Source organism: Acetobacter malorum (assembly GCF_002153605.1).
GTDB lineage: Bacteria > Pseudomonadota > Alphaproteobacteria > Acetobacterales > Acetobacteraceae > Acetobacter > Acetobacter malorum_A.
In genome coordinates this window covers 115,212-140,223 of record NZ_JOPG01000010.1, presented here as the reverse complement: position 1 = coordinate 140,223, position 25,012 = coordinate 115,212, and the positions used below count along the sequence as shown (strand labels likewise).

The following is a 25,012-nucleotide window of genomic DNA, read 5'->3' as shown; positions in this document are numbered from 1 at the left end:
TTCTGGCACCAGTCCCTCCGCCGGTATGATCCGGATCAGGTTCCCCACCAGAAGCAGCATGCCTCTGGTGGCAGGGTCACCACGCGTCCTTGCGGACAAAGTGGACTCTCAGTTCCTTGCCGGAACCCCCCTTGGTCTATGGTCTGGAGCAGATAGTGTTCCGTGTGTTTCTGTCAAGAAAAAACCGCTTGGGCTGAGGCACTTTTCGGGGAACGTCTGGTAGCATATGGCGTTTGACGGCTGTCTCTTTACCCCTTGAAAACCCGCGGTTTGCAAGGGGTGTAAAAAGACCTGATGGGCCGTAAAATAATAAAAAATGTCATTTCCCATGCAATCGTTGCAAAAGTGTGGTATTAAGAAGGCATGCAAGCAGAAAGAAACAAAGCTCAGGAAGCAATCGCGAACGTCGAAATCTCCCCTCATGCTCACCGTGTCTTATGGATAGCTGCAATTGTTGCTGCCATATGCGGTGGTCTTTATGGATATGATACGGGTATTATTTCCGGCGCTCTTCTTCTTATTACAAAAGATTTCCACCTGACTTCCGGTCAGGAAGAAATGGTGACCTCCGCCATTCTTGTCGGGGCCGTGGTCGGCGCACTCTGTGTGTCGTGGCTGTCCGAAAAATTTGGGCGGCGTAATTCCGTGATGGTGGTCACAGGCGTGTTTGTGCTCGGCGCAGTCGCCTGCTCCCGCGCACCGGATGTGACCTCTCTGATTATTGCCCGTGTTTTTCTGGGGCTTGCCGTAGGCGGGGCCACGCAGGTGGTGCCAACCTATATCTCGGAACTGGCACCTGCCAGTAAGCGCGGCAATCTTGTCACCATGTTTAACGTCGCCATTGGCGTTGGCATTTTTCTTGCCAACCTCGTCGGTTTTACCATGCGGGATGCATGGGGCTGGCGGCCGATGATTTCCGTTGCGGCTCTGCCTGCAGCGTTTGTGTTTGTGTGCATGTTCTTCCTGCCCAAAAGCCCCCGCTGGGCCGCGGAGAATGAAGGACTGGCGTCCGCTGTTGAGCATCTCAGCCGCGTGCGGAATTCCCGCAAGGCCATCCGTCGGGAAATCCGGGAAATTCATGAAAACGCCTCAGGTATTGATGAGGATGAACGCGGCTGGAAAGGCCTGATGCTGCCGTGGGCACGTCCGGCTGTTATCGCTGCGCTGGGGATTGCCTTCTTCACGCAGGCCGGTGGTCTGGAGATGATGATCTACTACGCGCCGACCTTCCTGTCGGATGCCGGGTTTGGTAGCTCTGCCGCTCTGATGGCCAGCCTGGGCATTTCCATTGTCTATCTGGTCATGACCCTGCTGGGCTGCATTTTTGTGGATCGGATTGGTCGCCGTCGTCTGGTGCTCATCATGGGGCCGGGGTCTGTCATCAGTCTGCTGGGTCTGGGCATCATGTTTGCGATCCACCCGGACAAAGGCAGCGTGGGGAGCTGGGCGATTATCGCGTTCCTGCTGCTGTTCATGATGTTTAATGCCGGTGGCATTCAGGTTGTGGGCTGGCTGCTGGGTGCTGAGCTGTTCCCGCTGCCCATGCGTGCCGCAGCGACCAGTGTGCATGCCGCCATGCTGTGGGGGGCTGATCTGCTGGTCACCTCTACGGCGCTGACGCTGGTGCAGATTGTCACGCTGGGTGGCACCATGTGGATCTATGCCGGGGTCAATCTGGCGTCCGTGCTGTTTGTCTACTTCTTTGTGCCGGAAACCGCCGGGGCAACGCTGGAAGATATCGAGATTGCTCTGCGCCGTGGCGAGTTTAAGCCGCGTGTGGGGCAGGACCCGCGTATCCGCTCCTATGATGAGGAAGAAGAGGAAGAAACCACACAAGCTCCCTCAGCGGCCTAACAGGCCCCCTCTTTTACGAATGATGGAAGAAAGGCTCCTTCGGGGGCCTTTCTTTTTGTCTGGATGGTCGCTTGTCTGGCTGGCTGTGCCTCAGCGGAAAACCAGCCCGCCATCAATCATCACGGACTGGCCCGTCATGTAGTCTGCATCTGCGCTGGCCAGATAGGAGACAAAGCCTGCCACATCATCCGGTGTTTCCACCCGGCCAAGGGCGATGCCTTCCACATATTTTTTATAGGTTGCGCCAATTTCAGCCCCGGTAGTCTCGGCCATACGGCGGTCGATTTCAGTCCACATGTCCGTGCCCACAACGCCGGGGCAATAGGCGTTGACGGTAATCCCAGCGGAAGCCAGCTCCTTGGCGGCTGCCTGCGTGAGCGCACGCACGGCAAATTTGGTGGCGGAATAGATGCCCAGAAACGCGTAGCCTTCGTGCCCGGCAATGGAGCAGGCATTGATAATTTTGCCCTTGCTCTTCTGAGCCTTGAAGGCTTGTGCGGCGGCCTGGATACCCCAGAGTGTCCCCTGCACATTGATGCGGAAAATGGTCTCAACATCCTCGGGCGTGGCATCCAGCAGCGAGCCAACATGCGCGATCCCGGCATTGTTGACCATGATATCCACATGCCCGAACGCCTTACCGGCTTCCTGCACTGCGGCAAAAACCTGATCGCGCTGGCTGATATCGGCTGTCTGTACGAGGGCTTTCCCGCCTAAGGCTTTAATTTCCGCAGCGACGGCAGCCAGCTTGTCTTTCTTGAGGTCCGTCAGCACTACGGCCGCGCCATCTCGGGCCAGACGCAGGGCAATGCCACGCCCGATTCCCTGAGCTGCCCCAGTGACGATAGCGGTTTTTCCGGCAAGTTTTTCTGAAAGAGACATCGCGTGATCTTCCTCTTGAAGCGCATTTTGCGCAGGGCCCCACGCTGGAAAAACCAGCGATAGTAAACAAGGGCAGAGAGAAAGATGTCACGGAATTGTGTCCCCGGCCAGCGGCTCCGGTAAGGGAGGCGCCGGCCCGGGGTAGCGCACCGTTTTAGTGCGGGCGCGCGGTAAACTGTTCCAGCCAGTGGATGGTGTAATCCCCTTTCTGGAACTCAGGGTCAGCCAGAATGCGGCGGTGCAGCGGAATAACGGTCTTGATGCCTTCCACCACAAACTCATCCAGCGCACGGTGCATACGGGCAATGGCCTCGGCCCGTGTGGGGGCGTGGACAATCACCTTGGCAATCATGCTGTCGTAATACGGCGGCACCTTGTAGCCCGTGTAGAGCGCGCTATCGATGCGCACACCCAGACCGCCCGGTGCGTGATACACCGCCACCGTGCCGGGGCAGGGGGCGAAGGTATCCGGGTCTTCCGCGTTGATACGGCATTCAATGGCATGGCCGGAGAACGTCACATCAGACTGCGTGTAGCCCAGCTTCTCACCAGCGGCGAGGCGGATCTGCTCACGCACCAGATCGACATCGCACACCATTTCCGTCACCGGATGTTCCACCTGCAGACGGGTGTTCATCTCGATGAAGCAGAACTGGCCATCCTGATACAGGAATTCCAGCGTGCCTGCGTTCCGGTAGCCCATTTTGGAGAGGGCGTCCGTCACCGTCTTGCCAATGGCATTCCGCTGGTCCGGCGTGATGGCCGGAGAACCAGCTTCTTCCAGCAGCTTCTGGTGGCGGCGCTGCAGGGAGCAGTCACGTTCCCCAAAATGCACCACGTTGCCGTAGTTATCGCCCAGAATCTGGAGTTCGATATGCCGGGGCTTATCGAGGTATTTTTCCAGATAGACCGCATCATTGCCAAAGGCTGTGCGGGCCTCCGTGCGGGCTACGCTCCAGGCTTCCTCAATCTCGCTGGCGTCATGTGCGACTTTCATGCCGCGCCCGCCACCACCTGCGGTTGCCTTGATCAGCACCGGATAGCCAACCTGTGCAGCCACGGCCCGGGCTTCGTCCAGGCTCTTCAGCTCGCCATCGGAACCGGGGACTAGCGGCACACCCAGCGCTTCCATGGTGGTTTTGGCGGTAATTTTATCGCCCATCATGCGGATATGCTCCGCCGTCGGGCCGATAAAGGTCAGACCATGGGCTTCCACCGTTTCCGCAAAATCTGCGTTTTCTGACAGAAAGCCATAGCCGGGGTGGATGGCTTCCGCCCCCGTGATGGTGGCGGCAGACAGAATGGCGGCCACGTTCAGGTAGGAATCCCGCGCGGCAGGCGGCCCGATGCACACGGCTTCATCCGCCAGACGCACATGCATGGCGTCTTCATCCGCTGTGGAATGAACCGCTACGGTCTTGATGCCCAGTTCCCGGCAGGCGCGCAGGACACGAAGGGCAATCTCGCCGCGATTGGCGATGAGGATTTTGGAAAACATCACTCGATAATGGCGAGCGGCTGGCCAAATTCCACCGGGTCACCAGAGGCGACGAGCAGGGTTTTCACCGTGCCGGCTTTGGGGGCTTTGATCTGGTTGAAGGTCTTCATCGCTTCAATCAGCAGCAGGGTCTGGCCAGCGCTGACAATCTGCCCTTCGCTGACAAACGGCGGAGAGGACGGGTCCGGCGTGAGATACGCCACACCCACCATCGGGCTGTTAACAGCACCCGGGTGGCGGGAGAGGTCAGCCGGTGCCGCCGGGACAGGGGCAGGTGCTGCGACCGGGGCCGGAGCAGGCGCTGCTGCAACGGCAGCCGGCGCTACAGCCTGCACCGTTGCGGGGGCACGGGCCACCCGGATGCGGCTGTCTTTCTCCGAGACCTCGATTTCAGTCAGTCCGGTGTCGGTCAGAATTTCGGCCAATGCCCGAATGGCATCTGCGTCCACGAGCAATCCGCTCATTGGTCATCCTCATCTAGAATAAGATCTGTCATTGCCTGCAATGCCAGAGAATCCCCCGCCACGCCTAGCCCACAGATTACGCCAACAGCGGCGCGCGAGACATAAGAGACGTGACGGAACGGCTCACGACGGTGAATGTTGGAGATATGCACCTCGATCACGGGCAGGTCCGTGGCCAGCAGCGCATCCAGCAAAGCCACAGAGGTGTGGCTGTATCCCGCCGGGTTGATGATGATGCCGCGCGCACGCTTGCGGCATTCCTGCACCCAGGAAATCAGCTCCCCTTCAATGTTCGTCTGACGGAAGTCGATGGCCAGATCCAGCTTGTCGGCTGTCTGAATGCAGATCTGCTCCACATCATCCAGCGTGGCGCGGCCATAAATTTCAGGCTGGCGCTGGCCAAGCATGTTGAGGTTCGGGCCGTTAAACACAGCGATGAGGGGTCTTTCCATAGTGTTCCGGGCCGTAGCACGATGCCGGACAGCATCCAAGAGAAGAGATGCCCTGCACCCCTAAATCCTGATGAAAAACCTCTCGGTCCGGCGTCTCTCACCGGCCAAAGTGAAATGTAAAGGGCATGCCGGTGCCATGTTTTTGCCATTCCGGCAGGGCATGCACGGGGAGAACCAAAAGGTCTGCCGGGCAGAAAGCGGTTGCTTTTTACCCTGTGCACCGGCTTTATTGGCCGGGTTAAACGGAAAACGGAGTAAACAAGCGGATGTCAGCCCTGCGCCGGGCACTTCTGGGAAGTGTGTTTGTTATGGCCTCCATGGCCTCTGTCTCCGCTGCCAAAGCAGCCGATGAAGGACAGGGGACGACCGCATGGGCCGACTCCGTTCAGCGCGCTCTGGCCGCGCGGGAGGAGCAGGACCCGACGTTCAGCACTCCGGAAACCGGGCAGACTGCGCATGCGCGCCGCTTCCAGAAAGGCATGGCCAGCTGGTATGGTGGTCGTTTCCATAACCGCCGCACCTCCTCAGGCGCTTTGTTCAACAAGGCCAGCCTGACCGCAGCGCACCCCACAGCCCCCCTCGGCAGCAAATTGCTGGTCACGTCTGAAGAGACAGGGCGCTCGGTTGTGGTGACGGTGAATGACCGCGGACCTTACAGCCACAACCGGATTATTGACCTTTCACAGGCCGCGGCAGCCCGCATTGGCATGCTGGGCGCTGGTGTTGCTCATGTGAAGATTGAGGCGGCTCCGATTGAAGTTGCGTCTGCCCCGCAGGATGGTAGCGAATCCCTGGAGTCCAATACGCTGGAGATGGCGGCTGCCCAGCCGCAGCATGCGGTGCGCGTCCTGCATCGTTCCCGCGTGAAAGCTGCACACCACTAAGATCTCACGTTTTTAAAGCGTATAAAAAAGGCCGGTCAGGTGATCCTGACCGGCCTTTTTTGTGTGCGCCCAGAGTGAGCGCGTATCGAGGGAGGGTCAGAACGACAGCGGTTTGCGGCGTTCGCCCCGTGCGTAGATTTCCATTTCAGCATTCAGTTCCGCCCCCATCAGCACGACCCATGCGCTGACGAAGAACCACATCATGATGGCAATGACGGCCCCCAGAGGTCCGTACGTGGCGTTGTAGCTGGCAATATGCGCCACGTAATAGGAGAAGCCGAAGGCCACGATAATCCATGTGCAGGTGGCAAACAGTGCCCCGGGCATTACCCAGCGCCACTGGCCCGGCGCCTTACGGTCCGGCCCAAAGCGGTAAAGCGCGGACATGGCCAGAATCTGGAAGGTGAACATGATAACCGGCCCGCTCCACTGCGCCAGAAACTCAATAGAGCCGGGCGGAGTAGGGATGTGCAGCCATGCGGGCAGATTAAGCAGCAGCGGCAGGGCGACCATCAGCGCCAGTGTCAGGGCAGCGCCCAGCACGGCGGAGAGCGTCATGGCCAGTGCCGTGAGCTGGAACACAAAGAAATTCCGGTTTTCCTGCGTATTGTAGGCAATATTGAGTGCCGACAGAATGGATTTGGTCGCTGCCGAGGCAGACCAGAGCGCCACACTCAGTGAAATGACAAGGTTGACCGTCAGAGAGCTGTGTGGCTCGGCCACCAGTGTCTGAATACGGTCATAAATCAGCGCGTAAGCCCCCGGCGGCAGCAGATTCCGCAGCACTTCCAGCTGGGGGGTAACGGTCTGCACATCAAACGCCAGCCCGTAGATGGAAATCAGCGAGCTGATGGCCGGGAACAGAGAGAGCGTGGTATAAAAGGCGCAGCCGGCAGCCACCAGCGTGGTGGGGCCGGAAATCAGACTTTTGAACGTCAGCGTGAAAATGGTTTTCCAGTCCTGCCACCGCAGGGCAGAGGGGCGGGAAAATTTGGGGCCATGGTCTGGGGCGTCCGTCGTCGATCCTTCAGCTGAGGTCAGATCGTGCTGATGCGGAGCGGCGGGATCACAGAGAACCTGCATCGTGTGTGAAGCATCCTTTTTTGGCGTGTGGCATCGCGCCTGAGGGGGCCGAACCGTGGAATACCGGGCGTTGAGCCGGGCTTGCTGTAACGGGCGGTTCCCTTCACGGAAGAAAAAGGCGTTCTGCAATGCTCAAGACGCTGTGCAGACGTGAAGAAACCGAATGAAGCCGGTTTTATAGTCCTTGAGGTCCGTTTTCCACGTTTTTTTAAAACAGGCCTTTTTTTGACTTGCGCTTGTGGCGTTCAGGCCTCATATGCACCCCCCTACGCAGCAACGCACGTGCCACTGGCCCTCTGAGGTTACGCAACGACGTCAAGCGTTCTGGCAATCGGGGTTTCCGCTGTTTGGGGGCCCTTCTCTGGTCGCTGGTCCGTTAGACCGTTTCGCAACTCCTCCTCGCGTATTTACCAAAAGCGATGGAGCCTTATTTTGGGGGAATGGGTGGGATGAATCCCAAAATTGCCCGTTTTTTCGCTGAGCAAAAGCCAGCAACGCCTTGCCTCGTCGTCGATGTCGACCAGGTTGAGGCTCGTTATCATGCCCTGACAAGCGCTCTGCCGCATGCGCGGGTGTATTATGCCGTCAAGGCCAACCCGGCCATGCCGATTCTCAACCGGTTGGTGGGGCTTGGGTCCAGCTTCGATGCGGCCTCCTGGGAGGAAGTGTCTCTGTGTCTGGAAGCAGGTGCTGCCCCGGATGCGATTTCCTTTGGCAATACGGTCAAAAAAGTCTCCGCTATTCGTGCAGCCTATGAGGCTGGCGTGCGGATGTACGTGTTTGACTGCCGGGAAGAGCTGGAAAAGCTGGCGGCTCATGCCCCCGGTTCCCGCGTGTATTGCCGCCTTCTGGTGGATAATGACGGCGCGGAATGGCCGCTCTCCCGCAAGTTTGGCACCACGCTCGACTCCGCGCGGGAGCTGATGCTTCTGGCGCGGGAGCTGGGGCTGGACCCGTATGGTCTGTCCTTCCATGTTGGCAGCCAGCAGCTCTCGTCCGATGCGTATGAGGTGGCGATTGCCCGTGTGGCGGCGCTGTTTACAGACCTTAGCGCTGCCGGGCTGGACCTGCGGATGGTCAATCTGGGTGGCGGATTCCCGGTGCGTTACCGGGCCGATGTGCCGGAAATTGACCATTTCGCACAGGCGATCAGTCACGCCATGACGACCCATTTCGGCAACGCTCTGCCGGAAATGCTGGTTGAGCCAGGCCGCTTTCTTGTGGGTGAGGCCGGGGTGGTACGCTCAGAAGTGGTGCTGGTCAGCCGCCGTGGGCGGGAAGACGGGCCGCGTTGGGTCTATCTGGATATTGGCCGCTTTGGCGGTCTGGCGGAAACGGAAGGCGAGGCCATCCGCTACGCCATTCGCACCCCGCGGGATGGCTCGCCCACCGGCCCGGTCGCTATTGCTGGCCCGACCTGTGATGGCGCGGACATCATGTATGAAAAGACAGCCTATGAGCTGCCTCTGGGGCTGGAAGCGGGCGAGCAGGTGGAACTGGATGCCACCGGCGCGTACGTGTCCACCTATTGCTCCACCCGGTTCAATGGTTTTCTGCCGCTAACGGAACATTATATCTGATATGTTCCAAGGGGGTGGCTGGTCTCTTACAGGCCTGTCACCCCTTGTTTTATGCCTCTCCGGCTCTGCCCAGACAGGACGGCAGCCCAGCCTTGTGCGGGGCTGCCTTTGCAGATGTGTTCATCTGGCTCAACACTCCTGCGACCTTTGATGATGAGTCTGGAGAGATCTCATGAAAAAAACAGGACTGCTGCTGGCGGCCCTTCTGGCCTCTGCAACCTCTGTGGTTCCGGGTTTTGCTCAGACCACCAGCACAGCAACGCCTGCCACGTCCGCAGCGCCTGCGGTTGCAGATACGGCAGCGCAGGATTTTGGGCGGCTTTCCGTGGACGGTGGCACGGCCTCGGAAGATATCGGGCTGGCACGTCAGGCCATTTTTGATGGGGATCTGGATGCCGCAGGCCGCCTGATTGCCGATGCCAATATGGCGCTGGAACGGGCCCGTGTAGACAACACAGCTTTCCAGAAAGCGGAAACCGAGCTTCAGCCCGCCAAGACAAAAGCAGCCACGCCCGCGCATGCTGCCTCTGCCAGCACCACGCCGGTGGCCTGGCTGCCGATTGATGGCGAGCTGGTGCTGGACGAGGCGATTGAGCCCACCCCGGAAAAAAATGCAGCTGTTGCGGCGGCCAACCGCCATCTGCGGGCCGGGAATACCGCCCGCGCCGGAGATGTGCTGAAGGTCTCGGGTATTGATGCGGATTATATTATTGCCGCAGTGCCTCTGGAGCAGACCCGCAAAGATGTGGCCAGAGCGGCCAAATTTATTAAAAGCAATCCGTACAAAGCGAGTGAAGCTCTGCGCGATGCGGAAAATGCTGTGCGTTATGCGTCCGTCAATGTTCAGGCTGTGCCGCAGCAGGCTCCGGCCGCTGCCGCGCCGCAGGCAAAATAAGATGCAGCCAGCAGAGTGTTGCGCTCTGCTGGTTTGAGAGCAGGCCCCGGTTACAGGTGTGTAACCGGGGCTTTTTCTTATGCGTTTTCTAAAGGTGCTGCTGCTTTGGGGATACCCCCTTCAATCGGCAGTTCCGGGTTGCGGGACCATTCGTTCCAGGACCCCATATAAATCCGCAGATTTTTGAAACCGGCCTGCGAGAGCGCAACATAAGTGTTGGCAGCCCGAGCACCCTTGAAACAGTAGACGATGATATCATCGTCTGGTGCCAGACCACGGGATGCGGCGAGTTCAAGAATATCCTCTTTGGACCGAAAAGAGGCCTGTCCATCAGAGACTTTCATGAAGTCATACCATTCGATCCACACAGCACCGGGAATGCGGCCTTTGCGCGGGGCGAAGTCGACACCGTAAGGGGAGGAGCTTTCTGCCAGCCATTCCACTTTGTCCCGGTTATCCAGCAGTTTAACGCTCGGGTTCGTCAGCGCATGCAGAACATCCTGATACGTTGCCATCAGTCTGGGCTGAATGCTGATCGGAAAAACTGTCCGTTCCGGCTTGGTGGTTTCCGTTGTGAGAGTGCCACCAGCCTGTTTCCACGCCATCAGGCCGCCATCAAGAATGCCCACTTTCGGGTAGCCGAGATACTTCAAAATCCAGTAGCCACGGCATGACCCGCCATAGCGCGTATGCAGGGCATCTTCGTAAATAATGGCTGTTTTCTTGCCATCCAGACCGTAGTCGGAGAACAGGTCAACAAATTTGTCCTGAAGGGTTTTGAGGCCGTCCTCAGTCGTTTCTGCAAGATAGGTGAAAATATCCGGCATATTGACAGCACCGGGCAGGTGGCCTGCGTCAAAATCCTTGCGGTCACGCACGTCAATAAAAACGGCGTTGCCCGTGGAGATAAGCTCCTGAACCTGTTTAGGGGAAAAAAGGACAGAGTCCAGCATTCGGTTTCTCCACAACTGTTTGAGACCACAGACCCTAACAGCCGGGGTACGGCACCTGTAGGCCCGCACATGCGGTGCCGTTATGAGGCAGGCAGGAGGCTATCGGGTTTGTGAAGCTCTGTGCGGGTTTCAGCGTTCTTTCTGACAACCGGCTAAATATTTTTTCAGAATTCAGACACTTTCAGAGTGGCTCTGGCGGAAGTGTGCGGCTGTTCTGTTCTGGGTATGCGCTGGGAAGATTACCCTTTTCGGGTTAGAATTTTTGTCAAACACTCCGAAGGGGATATGTCATGCAGTATCGTGAACTTGGCCGTACGGGCATTCTGGTCAGTGAACTCTGTCTGGGCACCATGACGTTTGGCCAGCAGAATACGGAAGCTGAAGGGCATGCCCAGCTCGATCTGGCGCTGGAGCATGGCGTCAACTTTATTGATACTGCCGAGCTGTATTCCATTCCGCCGCGCGCGGAGACCTATGGGGCAACAGAAACCATTGTCGGTAGCTGGCTGAAAGCGCGTGGCAGCCGCGACAAGATTGTTCTGGCCAGCAAGGTTGTGGGGCGGAGTTCCTCTCCGTGGTTCCGGCCCGATGGGGAGGAAGCCCGTCTGACGCCGCGCCAGATTCGCTATGCGCTGGAAAACTCTTTGCGCCGGTTGGGTACAGATTATCTGGACCTGTATCAGCTGCACTGGCCGGACCGGAAAATCGGTTTGTTTGGCGAAGGTGGCACAACTTTTACAACCGTTTCCGACGCTGATGAAGTGCCGCTGGAAGAAACGCTGGGTGTGCTGGGGGACCTCGTGGCAGAAGGCAAGATCCGTCATGTCGGCCTGTCGAATGAAACGGCATGGGGTGTGGCGAAGTCTCTGGCCTGCGCCAGAGAGGGCGCACCGCGCGTGGCATCGATTCAGAATGCCTATAATCTGATCAACCGAACTTTTGAAATTGGTCTGGCGGAAATGGCCCTGCGGGAGAAGGTCAGCCTGCTGGCGTATTCTCCGCTGGCGCAAGGCTATCTGACCGGCAAATATCTCAACGGCGCGCGGCCTGCGGGGGCGCGTACCACGCTGTTTAATCGTGGGCAGCGTTATGAAAAACCGGGTGTGGATGTGGCGGTGGAAGCCTACCTGAACCTTGCAAAGGCCGAGGGGATTGACCCTGTGCAGTTCGCGCTGGCGTTTGTAACGTCCCGCCCGTTTGTGACGTCTAATATCATCGGTGCCACCAGCGTGGAGCAGCTCATGACGGCTCTGACCTCAGTAAAGGTGCAGATCACGCCGGAGCTGGAAGAGAAAATCAACGCCATCCATCAGGTGCATTCCAACCCGGCTCCGTAAAAGGTAGGGCCGCGGTTATTCCACCGCGGCCCGTAACCCTGCCCCGGCTGCCAGGGGGCAGAGGGGAATGGCGGCGGCCAGAAAAGCGCCCAGCAATTCCAGATCCGGAGCCCAGGGCAGGCCGGTCCGGGCGGCATCAATGGCGGCCGCGCCAAAAATCAGCGCAGGCGTAATCAGAGGCAGCACCAGCAAGGGCAGCAGCACACCGCCGCGTCGGGCACCCAGCACAATGGAGGCCCCCATCCCACCAATAAGAGACAGCACCATGGATCCCAGCAGCAAACCCGCCAGCAAAATTGGCAGGGTAGAGGTGGGCAGGCCAAGCATGATGGCCAGCGGCACGGCGGCCAGCAGCAGCGGAACGCCGGTAGTCAGCCAATGCGCAGTGATTTTGGCGAGTGCTACCAGTGACGGTGGCAGGCCCAATAGCAGGAGCTGATCAAGCGATCCATCTTCCAGCTCCGCGCCAAATAAACGGTCCAGCGGCAGCAGGGCAGCCAGCAGAGCGCAGACCCAGATAATACCGGGGGCCATATGGCGCAGCAGGTCCGGGGAGGGACCGAGGGCTAACGGGAACAGCGTGCCCGTCAGAATAAAGAAGAGAACTGCGCCCAGCGTGTCGGCCCCGTGCCGCAGAGCCAGCCGCAGGTCCCGGGCGACCAGAGCGCAAAACAGGCCCATCATGCGGCGTCTCCTGTCAGGTCAGTTTCGTCAGAACCCCACCAGCCACGACTCTGATCCGGCATGCCCGGTAGCGCCAGATGGCTGACTTCTCCTAAAGGCAGAGGCACGTGCGTTGTGGCAACCACAAGGCCGCCCTGCGCACGGTGGGTGGCGATGGCCTGTCCCAGCAACTCTACAGCGGCGGCGTCCAGCCCGAGGCTTGGTTCATCCAGCAACCAGAGCGGTGCCTGCGCCAGTAGTACGCGCGCGAGGGCGGTGCGGCGCTTCTGGCCCGCAGACAGCAGGCGGGCGGGCAGGCTGGCAAGGTGCAGGAGATCCACGGCATTCAGGGCGGCATCCATGTCTCCACCGCCAGCGCGCGCAAACAGCGCCAGATTTTCCCGCACGGTCAGGCTGGGCTTTAACGCGTCCTGATGCCCCAGATACGCCACGCGGGCCGCATGAGCCGTGCGGTCCTGCGTTACGGGCTCACCATCCCACAGCAGAGCGCCGCCATCCGGGCGGCGTAATCCGGCCAGAACCCGCAGTAAAGTGGACTTGCCAGCGCCATTGGGGCCTGTCAGCAGCAGCGCGCCACCGCGCTCCAGCGTCAGGCTGACATCATCCAGCACCAGCCGATCCCCCCGGAAAACCGAGAGAGACTCTGCCACCAGACGGGGTGAGGCATCAGAAGAAAGCTCGGAGATGGGACTTCTCCTTATTGTTACCGGTTAAACACCGCCAAAGCGGGCCTGCTCGCGTTCTCGTGGTCGCCAGCCCGCTTGTGCCGCGCCAGACTGCCGGTATGTTCTAACGTCATCGGGATATCAAGCCGGCCGCCCGGAAGACCGGGTGAGCGCAAAACGCCGCACCTGGCGGCGTGCCGGCTCCGGAACGTATCACCAGCCATCGGCTGTGATCGGGGAGAAGGGTAACTATGAAGACGGTTGGGCACGATTCACTCAAGACAGGTCGCACGCTCTCGGTTGATGGCAAGACCTATCATTATTTTTCCATTCCGGAAGCGGCAAAGACCATTGGCGACGTCAGCCGTCTGCCTGTTTCGCTGAAAGTGCTGCTGGAAAATGTGCTGCGCTTTGAAGACGGCCATTCCTACAGTGTGGATGACGCCAAGGCGATTGCCGGCTGGCTGCCGGAAGGCCACAGCAGCAAAGAGGTGCCGTTCAAGCCCTCTCGCATTCTGATGCAGGACTTTACCGGCGTGCCGGCAGTGGTTGACCTTGCTGCCATGCGCGACGGGATTGTGAAGCTGAACGGCAACCCCCAGAAGGTGAACCCTCTGGTGCCGGTCAATCTGGTGATTGACCATTCCGTGATGGTGGATGTCTACGGCTCGCAGGACGCGCTGCAGAAAAACATCACGCTGGAATTTGAGCGTAATGGTGAGCGCTATGCGTTCCTGCGCTGGGGTCAGGAAGCGTTCGAGAACTTCTCTGTTGTGCCGCCGGATACGGGCATCTGCCATCAGGTGAACCTGGAATATATTGCGCAGGTTGCCTGGACCGCGAATGTGGACGGCAAAGAGTATGTCTATCCGGACTCACTGTATGGCACGGATAGCCACACCACCATGATCAACGGCCTTGGCGTGCTGGGCTGGGGTGTTGGTGGCATTGAGGCTGAAGCCGCCATGCTCGGCCAGCCGATTGCCATGCTGGTGCCGGACGTGATCGGCTTCCGCCTGACGGGCAAGATGCCTGAGGGTGCGACGGCGACCGATCTGGTGCTGACAGTCACCCAGATGCTCCGCAAAAAGGGCGTGGTTGGCAAATTTGTTGAGTTCTTTGGCCCGGCTCTGGACCACCTGCCGGTGGCTGACCGTGCGACCATTGCCAACATGGCCCCGGAATATGGCGCAACCTGCGGCTTCTTCCCGGTTGATACACTGACGCTGGACTTCCTGCGTGAAACTGGCCGTGACGAACACCGCATCAAGCTGACGGAAGAATATCTGCGTGCGCAGGACATGTTCCGCACCGCAGAAACGCCGGAGCCGGTGTTTACCGATATTCTGGAACTCGACCTGTCCACGGTTGTCCCGTCCATCTCCGGCCCCAAACGTCCGCAGGACCGCGTGGTGCTGAAGGAAGCGAAGACGGCGTTTGAAAAAGAACTGACCTCTTCTCTGGGCGTACCGGCAAACGATGCGAACAAGAAAGTGCCGGTGGCCGGGACCAATTATGAAATTGGTCAGGGCGATATCGTCATTGCCGCTATTACCTCCTGCACCAACACCTCCAACCCGGCGGTGCTGATTGCCGCAGGTCTGGTGGCCCGCAAGGCGCGCGCTCTTGGGCTTAAGCCGAAACCGTGGGTGAAGACCTCTCTGGCTCCCGGCTCTCAGGTGGTGACGGACTATCTGGACCGTTCCAAACTGTCTGAAGATCTGGATGCTCTGGGCTTCAACACGGTGGGGTATGGCTGCACCACCTGTATCGGGAACTCCGGTCCGCTGCCGTCTCACATTGTGGACGCCATTGAGAACAACAACCTCGTTGCGGTGTCTGTTCTGTCTGGTAACCGTAACTTTGAGGGCCGTATTTCCCCCAACGTACGCGCCAACTATCTGGCCAGCCCGCCGCTGGTGGTTGCCTATTCTCTGCTGGGCACCATGCGGAAAGATATCACCACGGAGCCGCTGGGCACCTCCAAGGATGGCAAGCCCGTCTATCTGAAAGACATCTGGCCTTCCAATAAGGAAATCGCGGATCTGATTGGCTCGTCCATCAACCGTGAAGAGTTCATCCAGCGCTACAAGAACGTGTCCAAGGGCACGAAGGAGTGGCAGGATCTCAAGGTGGCCACCGGGTCTGAAACCTACAAGTGGGATGCCAAATCCACCTACGTGCAGGACCCGCCGTATTTCAAGGACATCACGCACGAGCCGACTGCGCCCGGCAACATTGAGAATGCCCGTATTCTGGCGCTGCTGGGTGACAACATCACGACCGACCATATCTCTCCTGCCGGTGCCATTAAGAAAGACTCCCCGGCTGGCCGGTATCTGATGGAACACGGTGTGGAACCGCGGGACTTCAACTCCTACGGTTCACGCCGCGGGAATGACCGCGTGATGGTCCGTGGCACCTTTGCCAATATCCGCATCAAGAACGAGATGCTGCCCGGCACAGAAGGGGGGCTGTCCAAGCACTTCCCGGATGGCAAAGAAGGCGCGATCTATGATGTCGCCATGGAATACAAGAAAGAGGGCACCCCTCTGGTTGTGTTCGGTGGCAAGGAATACGGCATGGGGTCCTCGCGTGACTGGGCGGCCAAAGGCACCCTGCTGCTGGGCATCAAGGCTGTAATTGCAGAAAGCTTTGAGCGTATCCATCGGTCCAACCTTGTGGGCATGGGCGTGCTGCCCCTGCTGTTCAAGGACGGTGTGACGCGCCAGACCCTGAACCTGAAGGGTGATGAGACCATCACCATCAAAGGTCTGGAAAAAATTACCCCGCGCATGGACGTCACCATGACCATTACGCGGGCTGATGGATCCACGCAGGATGTCGAGCTTCTGTGCCGCGTCGATACACTGGACGAAGTTGAGTATTACCGGCATGGTGGCATCCTTCAGTATGTGTTGCGTGGGATGACCAAAGCTGCCTGACGATTTTCTTGTTCCATCGGAACATCAGAATGCCGGCCCGGATAACTCCGGGCCGGCTTTTTGCCTTGAAAATGAACCTGTTGTGCTCGACGCACAGGATATTCACAAAAGCTTTGGAGACGGTGCCATTCTGGGGGGCGTCTCCCTCCAGGTGCGCAAGGGGGAGCTGGTGTCCATCATCGGCCCCTCAGGGTGCGGGAAATCAACTTTTCTGCGCTGTCTGAATTTTCTGGAAATCCCCGACCGTGGCACCATTAACGCCATGGGGGTGACCATTGCGCGTGACGGCGGCCCGTGGCGGCGTGCGGATGAGCACGTGGCCCACCGGCTCCGCACCCATGTCGGCATGGTTTTTCAAAACTTTAATCTTTTTCCGCATCTGAGCGTGCTTGATAACGTCCTGCTTGCCCCGCGTGTTGTAAAGCGCGAGACGGGGCCTGCCGAGCGGGATGAAGCGATGGCTCTGCTGGAAAAAGTCGGGCTGGGCCGCGTGGCGCAGCGTTACCCGGTTTCACTCTCCGGCGGGCAGCAGCAGCGGGCGGCCATTGCGCGCGCGCTGGCCATGCGGCCGGAGATTATGTTGTATGACGAACCGACTTCCGCACTGGACCCCATTGTGGCGGAGGAAGTGCTGGGGGTGATGCGTAAGCTGGATGATGAAGGCATGACGCAGATTATTGTGACGCATGACATGCGTTTTGCGCAGGTAGCCTCGGATACAATCGTTTATATGGATGGCGGCCACATTATTGAATCTGGCCCACCGGAAACTTTGTGTGTGAATCCGGCAGATGATCGGACACGGCGTTTTTTGAGGACTGTTTTGTGAAACACGGCATGCGGCGCCATCTGGCCCGTTTTCTAACCGTTCCGCGCTGGATGGTGTGCGCAATGGTTCTGGTGCTGCTGGCCGGGGCAGGCGGAATGGTGCCTCAGGCCGCCCGTGCGGAACAGCCTTTGCGGTGGGGGGCGGATGCCTCGGCAGATGTGCCGTATACTTTTCATGACCCCAATGACCAGTCTCGCCTGACCGGGTTTGAATATGACCTGATGCAGTCTCTGAGCGAGCATATCAGCAGGCCTCTGCACTTTGTGCAGAATGACTGGGACGGTCTGATTCCAGGCCTCCAGCGTGGCCTGTATGAAATGGTCATCTGCGGGATTGAGATTACGCCTGAGCATGCCGAAGGGATTGACTTCAGCGTTCCCTATTATGTGACGTCCGAACGCATTGTAGTGCGGCGCACCGGACCGGTTCTCTCCACGCTGGAAGCGCTGAACGGCCACGTTATCGGCACGATGAAGGCCACGCAGGCTGAGCGGATTCTGGCTAACCATCCTCAGGTGCAGGTCCGCACCTATGATGAAGAGACCAATGTTTTTATGGATCTGGTCAATGGGCGCACGGATGCTGTGCTGATTGACGGACCGATTGCCCAGTATTACGGCGGCACCAACCCGGACCTTCAGGTGATAGGGGAGCCGATTGGCACGGTGTCCTACGGTATTGCCTTTGCCAAAGGGCAGAATGCTGCCCTGCGGGAACAGGTGAACACCGCTCTGGCAGCCATGAAAAAGGATGGCAGCCTGCACCGTATTCTGGCGCGGTGGAATTTGTGGACCCCCCAAACGGCCGCCTGGGCTGAAGATGCGTCCACTCCGGCGATCGAGCCGACAAGCTGGAATGACTACGTTGCCGCGTTGCACGGCTCGTCCGGCTGGCATGCCAAGGTGGCGCGTTATGTAAGCTTCCTGCCGCTGCTGGCCAAAGGGGCCGTGCTCACCCTTCTGGTCTCTCTGTGTGCCATGGTGCTGGCTGTCGGGCTGGGGCTGACGCTTGCTTTGCTGCGGCTGTATGGCCCGGCTCCACTGGCCACGCTTTCCTCGCTCTATGTGGAGATTGTGCGCGGCACGCCGCTGCTGATCCAGATTTTACTGATCTTCTACGGCCTGCCGCAATGCGGCCTGAACCTGACGCCGTTTGTGGCTGGTGTGCTGGCTCTTGGGCTGAATTACGCTGCGTATGAAGCGGAAAACTACCGGGCCGGATTGCAGTCTGTCGCGCGCGGGCAGATGGAAGCAGCACTCGCGCTGAACATGACGCACGTGCAGGCGCTCCGCTATGTGGTCGTGCCACAGGCCTTCCGGCTGGTGATGCCGGTCATGACGAATGACTTCATTTCCCTGCTGAAGGATTCCTCGCTGGTCAGCGTGATTACCTTGACCGAGCTGACCCAGACCTACATCCGGCTTTCTTCAACCTATTTTGATTATTTTGGTACGGGTCTGATGGTCGGAGGGGCGTATCTTCTGCTGGGTCTGCCGTTTGTCCGGCTGGCTCGGATGGCCGAGAAAAAACTCTCTCAACCCCATATCAGGCGGCGTTAAACCCGCCTGCCAATGCGCTTAGGGCATGGCGGGGCAGAGAACACACTATATTGTCTCTCACCGGAGCATACGTCACAAATGATACAAATAACCTGATAGGTTTGGGTTATCATCTGTTTCTGTCTGAGGGTGTGGGGCGCGGGCAATGCCCGGGCTGTCCGGGTCCGGCATATCCTGAGGGCGGCGGCGGATTATGGCGGAATCTCTGCAAAAAAGTCCGGGATTGAATGGATCTTCTTTCAGCATTGCATAGCTTTGTCCGCGTAGCGGCCACAGGCTCCTTTTCCGCTGTTTCGCGAGAGACAGGGGTTAGTCAACCAACCATTTCCCGCCATATTGCGTTGCTGGAAGCGCATTACGGCACAACGCTGTTTGCGCGTACCACCCGCAGCCTGATGATGACGGAAGACGGGCGCAGCCTCCTCCCGCATGCCTATGAAGTGCTGGAAATTCTGGAAACGGCAGAAACCGTTCTGGGTCGCCGCAGGGCGTCGGTCTCCGGTCTGGTCCGGTTGGGGATGACAACCGCTTTCGGGCTCTATTTCACCAGCCGTCTGGGCGAGTTGCTGGAACGCCACCCGGATCTTTCCGTCGAAGTCGTGATCCGTGATGGATTTGGCGATCTGGTGGAAGAAGGGCTGGATCTGGCCGTGCGGGTGGGGGACATTGCCGAAGGCTCCCTGATTGCCCGCAAGCTGGGTGTGGTCCGCAAATGGCTGGTGGCCTCCCCGGCCTGTCTGGCCCGCTGTGGCACGCCGCAGCACCCCCGAGATCTCCCTGAATATCCCGCCATTGTCTATAATTACGGCGGCGGCCGGCATGACTGGCATTTGTTCCGGGACGAGGAAGAAAGCGTCATTGCGCCGTCCACCGTATTCCGCGCCAATAGTAGCGAGGCTGTTCTGTCTGCCGTTCTGGCGGATATCGGGATTGGCCTGCTGCCGGAATTTCAGGTGCGTGAGGGCGTAGAGGAGGGCAAGCTGGTCCGGCTTTTCCCGGACTGGCGTATTCCCAACCTGCCTTTCTATGCCGTGCATACCGGCCCGCGCACACTGCCGCTCCGCACCCGTACGGTACTGGATTTTCTGGTGGAAGTGTCTTCAGAAGTTCTGCGGGACGATCTTTCAGGCTGACAGAAACGACGGGCGGCTCAGGGCCGCCCATCCGGTTTTAACTGTGAAAGCCGGGGTCTGCGGCAACTGCGGGTGGCAGAGGAACGCTGCTATCCATCTCCCCTTTATAGCTTTTGCGCAGATAAGGCAGCCAGCCTTTCAGCCAGTTATCGGTGCGACCGACAAAGTCAGCCACCACAGGGGCATCCGCCATGCCACCGCGAGACCAGTTCTCCGGGGAGCCCGGCACGGCGGCTTTCGGCCCCGGAATTGCGGGGCTGATCAGCGTGTGAATGGTCGCAAAATCCACCCCTTTCCCGGACTGGCTTTTTTCAATCCGCGTCCAGGCAGCATCCACCAGAACGGGTGGGAGCTGAAAGCCCATCATACCCAGCCGTTGCAGAGCCGGCGGGATGAAGAGCGGGCTGCTCAGCAAACCCTGAAGGGCCTGATTAGAGGTCAGAAACAGATTGTTGACCACCTTGATGGGAGAGGTCATCCAGCATTCCGTCCGGTTCCCGTCCTGCGGCAGATCCCCCACGCTAAAATTGAAGGTGCTGTGGCACTGGGCAGCCAGCTGTTCCGTCGCGGAGGCGGGCAGGGACTGCGTTGTGGCCTGAGCAATCATGAAGCCCGTGACCGCACCCTGTTCTGAGCGCACAAAAATGGATGTCAGAACTTCGCCGTGCTCCACGTCATCCTGATAGTTCAGCACTGGATGCCATTTCCCCGCCGGGAGCGGGAGCTGCCGCCCGGCAAAGGGAATCACGCCTTCAAATTGCGCATCCATTGGCGGCTGCGAGACCATGCGCCGCCCTTCATCCGGGTTGGGCTGTGCCTCCGTGCCGGTGGCAGAGCGGCCCATCATATGGCCGACTTTGGAGGTCAGGGTTCCATAATAAGGCAGCCGGTTGACCAGCCAGGGGGCCGGGAACAGCACGGAAAACACCCCGCACACACCGGTGGTAATCAGGGCGGTGCGCCACAGGGGCGCCCGTTGCCAGAGGCGGGTAAAAGCGGACATGCCGGGTTGCTCAGTTCACAGAGTTCAAAGGCGGAAGGTGAGGCCAGTCGGAGGGACTGGCCTTACGGCGTCAGGCGGGCATGAATGGCATCGCCGTTATCGGGCGTGCCATCCGCAATCTTAGCGGTAATCGTGCCGTCATCTTCCCGCACGATGCGCACCATCTCAGCGCCCTGCTGGCGGGCCACAATCAGAGATTCACTGATCATGTCTTCAATAGAGCGCACCAGATCTCGCGCGGAGGCCGAATCGCCCATGCGGCTCTGGCGGCGCATCACATCCATCAGCAGGCCGGCATCAATGCCCCCGGTTTCCACTTTCAGGCCGTAGCTTTCAATCATGCCTTCAATTTCCAGCGCGGAAACGCGGGCAATATCCAGCCCTTTCAGGGCGCGGAACACAAAGATACGGTCCAGACGGTTGAGCACTTCCGGCGCGAACCCTGCCTGACGCAGCGCCTCGACCGACTCGGCGCGCATGCGGTCCGGGTCATTCTGCAGGCGGTCGGCAATTTCCGTCAGCGCATCGGTGGCGATGTTGGAGGTCAGCACAAAAATGCAGCGGACGGTGGAAATCTGCTGCCCGGTGGAGGCTTCCGTCACATGCCCGTCGTTCCAGGCAGTCAGGAACTTTTTGAACACATCCGGGTGGGCTTTTTCAATTTCGTCCAGCAGCACTACGGCGTCCGGCTTTTCCTTCAGGCCGCCGGTCAGCTTGCCGTAGGTGTCGGACCCCACATAGCCTTTGGGGGAGCCAAAGAGCTGGGTGGCGGCGTGGGGGCTGCTCATCTGCGTCATATCAAAATGCAGCAGAGGGCGTTCAAGCTGGCGGGCCAGCTGTTTGGCCAGATAGGTTTTGCCGGTGCCGGGCGGGCCAGCCAGCAGGAAAATGCCTACCGGTTTGCCGCGCACCTGCAGGGCCAGACGGCGGCGCAGCTGTGTGGCGATATCCTCACACACCTGATCCTGCCCGATCACGCGGGCGCGCAGGTTGGCGGCCAGTTCCTCGGCATCAATTGTTGTTTCCCGCTGTTCCCGCGCCAGCATTTCTTCCAGCGCGTTGCGGTTGGTCAGTCTGGCGAGAACGTCCATCATCCACCCCCGTCGGCGTAAAAGGCCCTTGCGTGCAAGCCCTTCAGCACGTGTTTCAAATAACAGCCCCCCGATTGTCAGCAATCCGCCTACGGCAGCCAGCACAGGCCAGGCAGGCGCGCACCACTCCATGAAGTGGGTCAGAGAGGCCAGCGAGAGGTGCAGGCTGATGGCCATCTGGACACTGGCAAGAACCAGAAAGATGACCATCATCAGCGGCATCAGCCGGTTAAGAGCCGGGAGCAGGCCTTTCATTGCGCAATCACCGTCAGGCCAAGTGTGTCACCCTGATGCATGACAGGCAGGGCCTGCGGACCAAACATGGTCACCACACCGCTGCCTATCCCGACATTACCGGGGTCAGACGACGGAATGATATCAACATTTCCGGCGACTGTAATGGGAAGAATCAGAACGGTCGGCTTGGGCTGGAGCAGCACGGTCTGGCGTGTGGTTCCACAAATCACGGTGACAGTCCCTCCTGCGCCGGTTGCATCAAAAATCGGCATGGCCACCAGGCGCAGTTCCCGCCGTTTTACGGCCGCCAGAATGTCGGCCTGTTCTTTTTCAGAAAAGCTGGACATGGCCAATGCATCCGCCGCCTTGTCCGGTGCAATCAGGGAAAACTGCACACCGGGGCGTGGCTGCGCGGTTCCGCCCGTCTGGTCTGTAGCACCGCCGGCTACAGGAGCGTTACTGCTCCCGTTGCTGGAGCCTGCGTAATGATAACCGGCCCCGGCTACCAGAGCGCAGGTGGCCAGCGCCACCATGAGGAGGCGGAAATGGGAAGGTTTTTCCTCTTTTTCCGTCTGTGCCTTGTATGCGGGGTCAGGCAAATGAGTCATAACGCAATCAGACATACCCAGGCAGGAAAGTGCAAGTTCTGAGCTCCTAACAAAGCCCGGAAAAGAATGCATGCCCATTAATTTCTTTTTCACGAATTAGCCGTCCGGCGCGGCTCGACTCTGTTTCCGCCCTTGCAGCCTGGCAGTGTATCCCCTACATGAAGGATCATCCTTTCATTGAATCAGAATTTTGGGGGGTGGCCTTGACGGGCCGCCTTTTTTGCATTGGACGCTGATCTGCCTGCTCATTCCGGTCTTGAAGCCCGGCTTGTCGCCCTTGTGGCGCCAACGCTGGAAGATCTGGGATATGAAATTGTCCGCGTTGCGGTGCTGGGGCGTGAAAGCCCGACCGTGCAGATCATGGCAGACCGTGCCGATGGTTCGCTGATCAGCGTGGAAGATTGTGAACGTATCAGCCATGCAGTAGGCGCTGTGCTGGACGTGGAAGACCCCATTCCGGGGGCGTGGACTCTCGAAGTCTCGTCTGCGGGAATCGACAGGCCGCTGACCCGCGCCAAGGACTGGAACCGGTTTGCCGGGCATCAGGCCAAGGCCGAAGTGCTGGTGCCGATTGATGGCCGCCGCCGGTTTTCCGGTGTTGTGCTTGGGGCGGAAGATGGTATTGCCCGGCTGCGGCTGGATGATGGGACCGAGGCCGCCCTGCCGCTGGAAGAAATCCGGCGGGCAAGACTGGTCCTGACAGATGCCCTGATCGAGGCGAGCGCGCAGATGGCGCGCCCGACCGAGACGGGTGAAGAAGAAAAGAGCAAGGCCGGGGAAGAAGATCCGGCCGGGCGCAAGTTACACTGATCAAGCCGCCTGCTTTGGAGAGCTGAGAGTATGGATACCTCTGTTTCCCGTCCTGAACTGCTGCTGGTTGCAGATGCTGTCTCGCGCGAGAAGGGAATCGAGCGCGAGGAAGTTCTGGAGGCCATGGAGCAGGCCATCCAGAAGGCCGGTCGTGCCAAATACGGGCACGAAAAAGATATTCGCGCGACAATTGACCGCCGGACGGGGGAAGTTCGTCTTTCTCGCTGGACGGAAGTTGTCAACACGGTAGAGAACGAAGAAACTCAGATTCCGCTGGCGATTGCCTGCAAATTCCAGCCTGAAATCAAGGCTGGTGAGTATCTGGTTGATCCGCTGCCGCCGATTGATTTCGGCCGTATTGCCGCCCAGACCGCCAAGCAGGTGATTGTTCAGCGCGTGCGTGAATATGAGCGCAAGCGCCAGTACAATGAGTTCAAGGATCGCGTAGGCGAGATCATCAACGGCACCGTCAAGCGGACCGAGTATGGCAACCTCATGGTTGAAATCGGCTCTGCTGAAGCGCTTCTGCGCCGTGATGAGCTGATCCCGCGTGAAACCTTCCGCAACTCGGACCGCGTGCGTGCGTATATCTATGATGTGCGTGACGAGCCGCGTGGCCCGCAGATCTTCCTGTCCCGCACACATCCGGCCTTCCTGGCCAAGCTGTTTGCGCAGGAAGTGCCGGAAATCTATGACGGCATCATCGAAATCAAGGCTGTGGCGCGTGACCCCGGGTCCCGTGCGAAAATGGCTGTGATCTCTCGTGATGCCTCCATTGATCCGGTCGGGGCCTGCGTTGGTATGCGTGGTTCCCGCGTGCAGGCCGTTGTGGCCGAATTGCAGGGCGAAAAGATCGACATCATCCCCTGGAGCCCGCAGGCAGCCACCTTCGTGGTGAACGCCCTTGCTCCGGCTGAAGTCAGCAAGGTGGTGATGGATGAGGAAGCAGGCCGCGTTGAAGTCGTGGTGCCGGATGAACAGCTCTCGCTGGCTATCGGGCGTCGTGGTCAGAACGTGCGTCTGGCCAGCCAGCTGACGCGCTGGGATATTGATATCCTGACCGAGGCTGAAGAATCCGAGCGTCGTCAGGAAGAATTCCGTCGTCGGACCAATCTGTTTGTGGAAGCACTGGACGTTGATGACGTCATTGCAGGGCTGCTGGTCACAGAAGGGTTCCACACGATTGAAGAACTGGCCTATGCTGACCCGGACGAGCTGATTGGCATCGAAGGGTTTGACGAGTCGGTCGTCAGTGAGCTGGTTCAGCGCGCTGAAGGCTATCTGGTGCGTCAGGAAGAAAACCTTGATGCCAAGCGCCGTGAGCTTGGTGTGACGGACGATATTGCCAATCTCGGGGTCTTCACGAACCAGATGCTTGTGACGTTGGGCGAAAAAGGTGTAAAAACCCTTGACGACCTCGCGGACCTGGCTGGTGACGAGCTTGTCGAGATTCTCGGATCCGATGCCATTGAGGAAGATGCTGCCAATGAAATCATCATGGCGGCACGTGCTCACTGGTTTGATGGAGAAGAGGGTAAGCCTTCCGGTCAGGAAGAGGGCTGAGCA

General features: G+C 59.1%; 22 protein-coding genes. 11 read left to right on the top strand and 11 right to left on the bottom strand.

What is annotated here, in order from left to right; genetic code table 11:
* Positions 1-363 precede the first annotated feature (363 nt).
* Positions 364-1,854 (top strand): sugar porter family MFS transporter, encoded by a 1,491-nt coding sequence (locus HK23_RS05690; protein ID WP_086653209.1) that lies wholly within the window; start codon positions 364-366, stop codon positions 1,852-1,854.
* 90 nt (positions 1,855-1,944) lie between these two features.
* On the opposite strand, the gene HK23_RS05685 is transcribed toward HK23_RS05690, so the two are convergent.
* The 4 genes from HK23_RS05685 to aroQ form a co-directional block, all read right to left on the bottom strand.
* Positions 1,945-2,736: an acetoin reductase gene (locus HK23_RS05685; protein WP_086653208.1), complete on the bottom strand. Its 792-nt coding sequence runs from the start codon at positions 2,734-2,736 to the stop codon at positions 1,945-1,947.
* Between the two features lie 154 nt (positions 2,737-2,890).
* Positions 2,891-4,234: an acetyl-CoA carboxylase biotin carboxylase subunit gene (gene accC / locus HK23_RS05680; RefSeq protein ID WP_063906927.1), complete on the bottom strand. Its 1,344-nt coding sequence runs from the start codon at positions 4,232-4,234 to the stop codon at positions 2,891-2,893.
* The gene (gene accB / locus HK23_RS05675; RefSeq protein WP_063906926.1) at positions 4,234-4,698 is read right to left on the bottom strand and encodes an acetyl-CoA carboxylase biotin carboxyl carrier protein; all 465 of its coding nucleotides are present in this window, start codon (positions 4,696-4,698) and stop codon (positions 4,234-4,236) included. Before accB ends, accC begins: the two co-directional genes overlap by 1 nt.
* Positions 4,695-5,150, bottom strand: coding sequence for a type II 3-dehydroquinate dehydratase (gene aroQ, locus HK23_RS05670; protein WP_086653244.1), 456 nt, complete (start codon positions 5,148-5,150; stop codon positions 4,695-4,697). Before aroQ ends, accB begins: the two co-directional genes overlap by 4 nt.
* Before the next feature lie 266 nt (positions 5,151-5,416).
* Here aroQ and HK23_RS05665 point away from each other — a divergent pair, with 266 nt between their 5' ends.
* Complete coding sequence (locus HK23_RS05665) at positions 5,417-6,034, top strand: septal ring lytic transglycosylase RlpA family protein (protein ID WP_063906925.1); 618 nt, start codon at positions 5,417-5,419, stop codon at positions 6,032-6,034.
* Between the two features lie 96 nt (positions 6,035-6,130).
* Here the strand turns inward: HK23_RS05665 and HK23_RS05660 are convergent, their stop codons facing one another.
* Entirely contained in the window at positions 6,131-7,117 is a 987-nt protein-coding gene (locus HK23_RS05660) for a YihY/virulence factor BrkB family protein (protein WP_086653207.1), read from the bottom strand.
* A 449-nt stretch (positions 7,118-7,566) separates the two neighbouring features.
* On the opposite strand from HK23_RS05660, the gene HK23_RS05655 reads away from it, so the two are divergent.
* The gene (locus HK23_RS05655) at positions 7,567-8,697 is read left to right on the top strand and encodes a type III PLP-dependent enzyme (RefSeq protein WP_063906951.1); all 1,131 of its coding nucleotides are present in this window, start codon (positions 7,567-7,569) and stop codon (positions 8,695-8,697) included.
* 172 nt (positions 8,698-8,869) lie between these two features.
* On the top strand, positions 8,870-9,592 hold the full coding sequence (locus HK23_RS05650) for a YfdX family protein (protein WP_063906924.1): 723 nt from the start codon (positions 8,870-8,872) through the stop codon (positions 9,590-9,592).
* Positions 9,593-9,669: 77 nt separating this feature from the next.
* Here HK23_RS05650 and HK23_RS05645 read toward each other — a convergent pair whose 3' ends face one another.
* On the bottom strand, positions 9,670-10,542 hold the full coding sequence (locus HK23_RS05645; RefSeq protein WP_256940088.1) for a sulfurtransferase: 873 nt from the start codon (positions 10,540-10,542) through the stop codon (positions 9,670-9,672).
* A gap of 293 nt (positions 10,543-10,835) precedes the next feature.
* Here HK23_RS05645 and HK23_RS05640 point away from each other — a divergent pair, with 293 nt between their 5' ends.
* A complete protein-coding gene (locus HK23_RS05640; protein ID WP_086653205.1) occupies positions 10,836-11,882 on the top strand; it encodes an aldo/keto reductase in 1,047 nt (348 codons plus the stop codon).
* 15 nt (positions 11,883-11,897) lie between these two features.
* On the opposite strand, the gene ccmB is transcribed toward HK23_RS05640, so the two are convergent.
* Both ccmB and ccmA read right to left on the bottom strand, forming a co-directional pair.
* Positions 11,898-12,566: a heme exporter protein CcmB gene (gene ccmB, locus HK23_RS05635; protein ID WP_082779376.1), complete on the bottom strand. Its 669-nt coding sequence runs from the start codon at positions 12,564-12,566 to the stop codon at positions 11,898-11,900.
* The gene (gene ccmA, locus HK23_RS05630; protein WP_373270311.1) at positions 12,563-13,219 is read right to left on the bottom strand and encodes a heme ABC exporter ATP-binding protein CcmA; all 657 of its coding nucleotides are present in this window, start codon (positions 13,217-13,219) and stop codon (positions 12,563-12,565) included. The genes ccmB and ccmA overlap by 4 nt, the downstream gene beginning before the upstream one ends.
* 263 nt (positions 13,220-13,482) lie before the next feature.
* Between ccmA and acnA the strand changes: the two genes are divergently transcribed.
* The 4 genes from acnA to HK23_RS05610 all read left to right on the top strand — a co-directional run bounded on the left by acnA (position 13,483) and on the right by HK23_RS05610 (position 19,697).
* The gene (gene acnA, locus HK23_RS05625; protein WP_086653203.1) at positions 13,483-16,176 is read left to right on the top strand and encodes an aconitate hydratase AcnA; all 2,694 of its coding nucleotides are present in this window, start codon (positions 13,483-13,485) and stop codon (positions 16,174-16,176) included.
* A gap of 82 nt (positions 16,177-16,258) precedes the next feature.
* Entirely contained in the window at positions 16,259-17,005 is a 747-nt protein-coding gene (locus HK23_RS05620; RefSeq protein WP_063906919.1) for an amino acid ABC transporter ATP-binding protein, read from the top strand.
* A gap of 50 nt (positions 17,006-17,055) precedes the next feature.
* Positions 17,056-18,564 carry an ABC transporter substrate-binding protein/permease gene (locus tag HK23_RS05615; RefSeq protein ID WP_086653243.1) on the top strand — a complete coding sequence of 503 codons (1,509 nt, stop codon included), beginning with the start codon at positions 17,056-17,058 and terminating at the stop codon, positions 18,562-18,564.
* Positions 18,565-18,791: 227 nt separating this feature from the next.
* On the top strand, positions 18,792-19,697 hold the full coding sequence (locus tag HK23_RS05610; protein ID WP_063906918.1) for a LysR family transcriptional regulator: 906 nt from the start codon (positions 18,792-18,794) through the stop codon (positions 19,695-19,697).
* Between the two features lie 37 nt (positions 19,698-19,734).
* Here the strand turns inward: HK23_RS05610 and HK23_RS05605 are convergent, their stop codons facing one another.
* The 3 genes from HK23_RS05605 to HK23_RS05595 all read right to left on the bottom strand — a co-directional run bounded on the left by HK23_RS05605 (position 19,735) and on the right by HK23_RS05595 (position 22,636).
* Positions 19,735-20,700: a hypothetical protein gene (locus HK23_RS05605; protein WP_086653202.1), complete on the bottom strand. Its 966-nt coding sequence runs from the start codon at positions 20,698-20,700 to the stop codon at positions 19,735-19,737.
* 62 nt (positions 20,701-20,762) lie between these two features.
* A complete protein-coding gene (locus HK23_RS05600) occupies positions 20,763-22,046 on the bottom strand; it encodes an AAA family ATPase (protein ID WP_063906917.1) in 1,284 nt (427 codons plus the stop codon).
* Complete coding sequence (locus HK23_RS05595; protein WP_063906950.1) at positions 22,043-22,636, bottom strand: hypothetical protein; 594 nt, start codon at positions 22,634-22,636, stop codon at positions 22,043-22,045. The genes HK23_RS05600 and HK23_RS05595 overlap by 4 nt, the downstream gene beginning before the upstream one ends.
* A 225-nt stretch (positions 22,637-22,861) precedes the next feature.
* Here HK23_RS05595 and rimP point away from each other — a divergent pair, with 225 nt between their 5' ends.
* On the top strand, positions 22,862-23,446 hold the full coding sequence (gene rimP, locus HK23_RS05590) for a ribosome maturation factor RimP (RefSeq protein ID WP_062140989.1): 585 nt from the start codon (positions 22,862-22,864) through the stop codon (positions 23,444-23,446).
* 30 nt (positions 23,447-23,476) lie between these two features.
* On the top strand, positions 23,477-25,009 hold the full coding sequence (gene nusA, locus HK23_RS05585; RefSeq protein ID WP_063906916.1) for a transcription termination factor NusA: 1,533 nt from the start codon (positions 23,477-23,479) through the stop codon (positions 25,007-25,009).
* Positions 25,010-25,012: the final 3 nt, after the last annotated feature.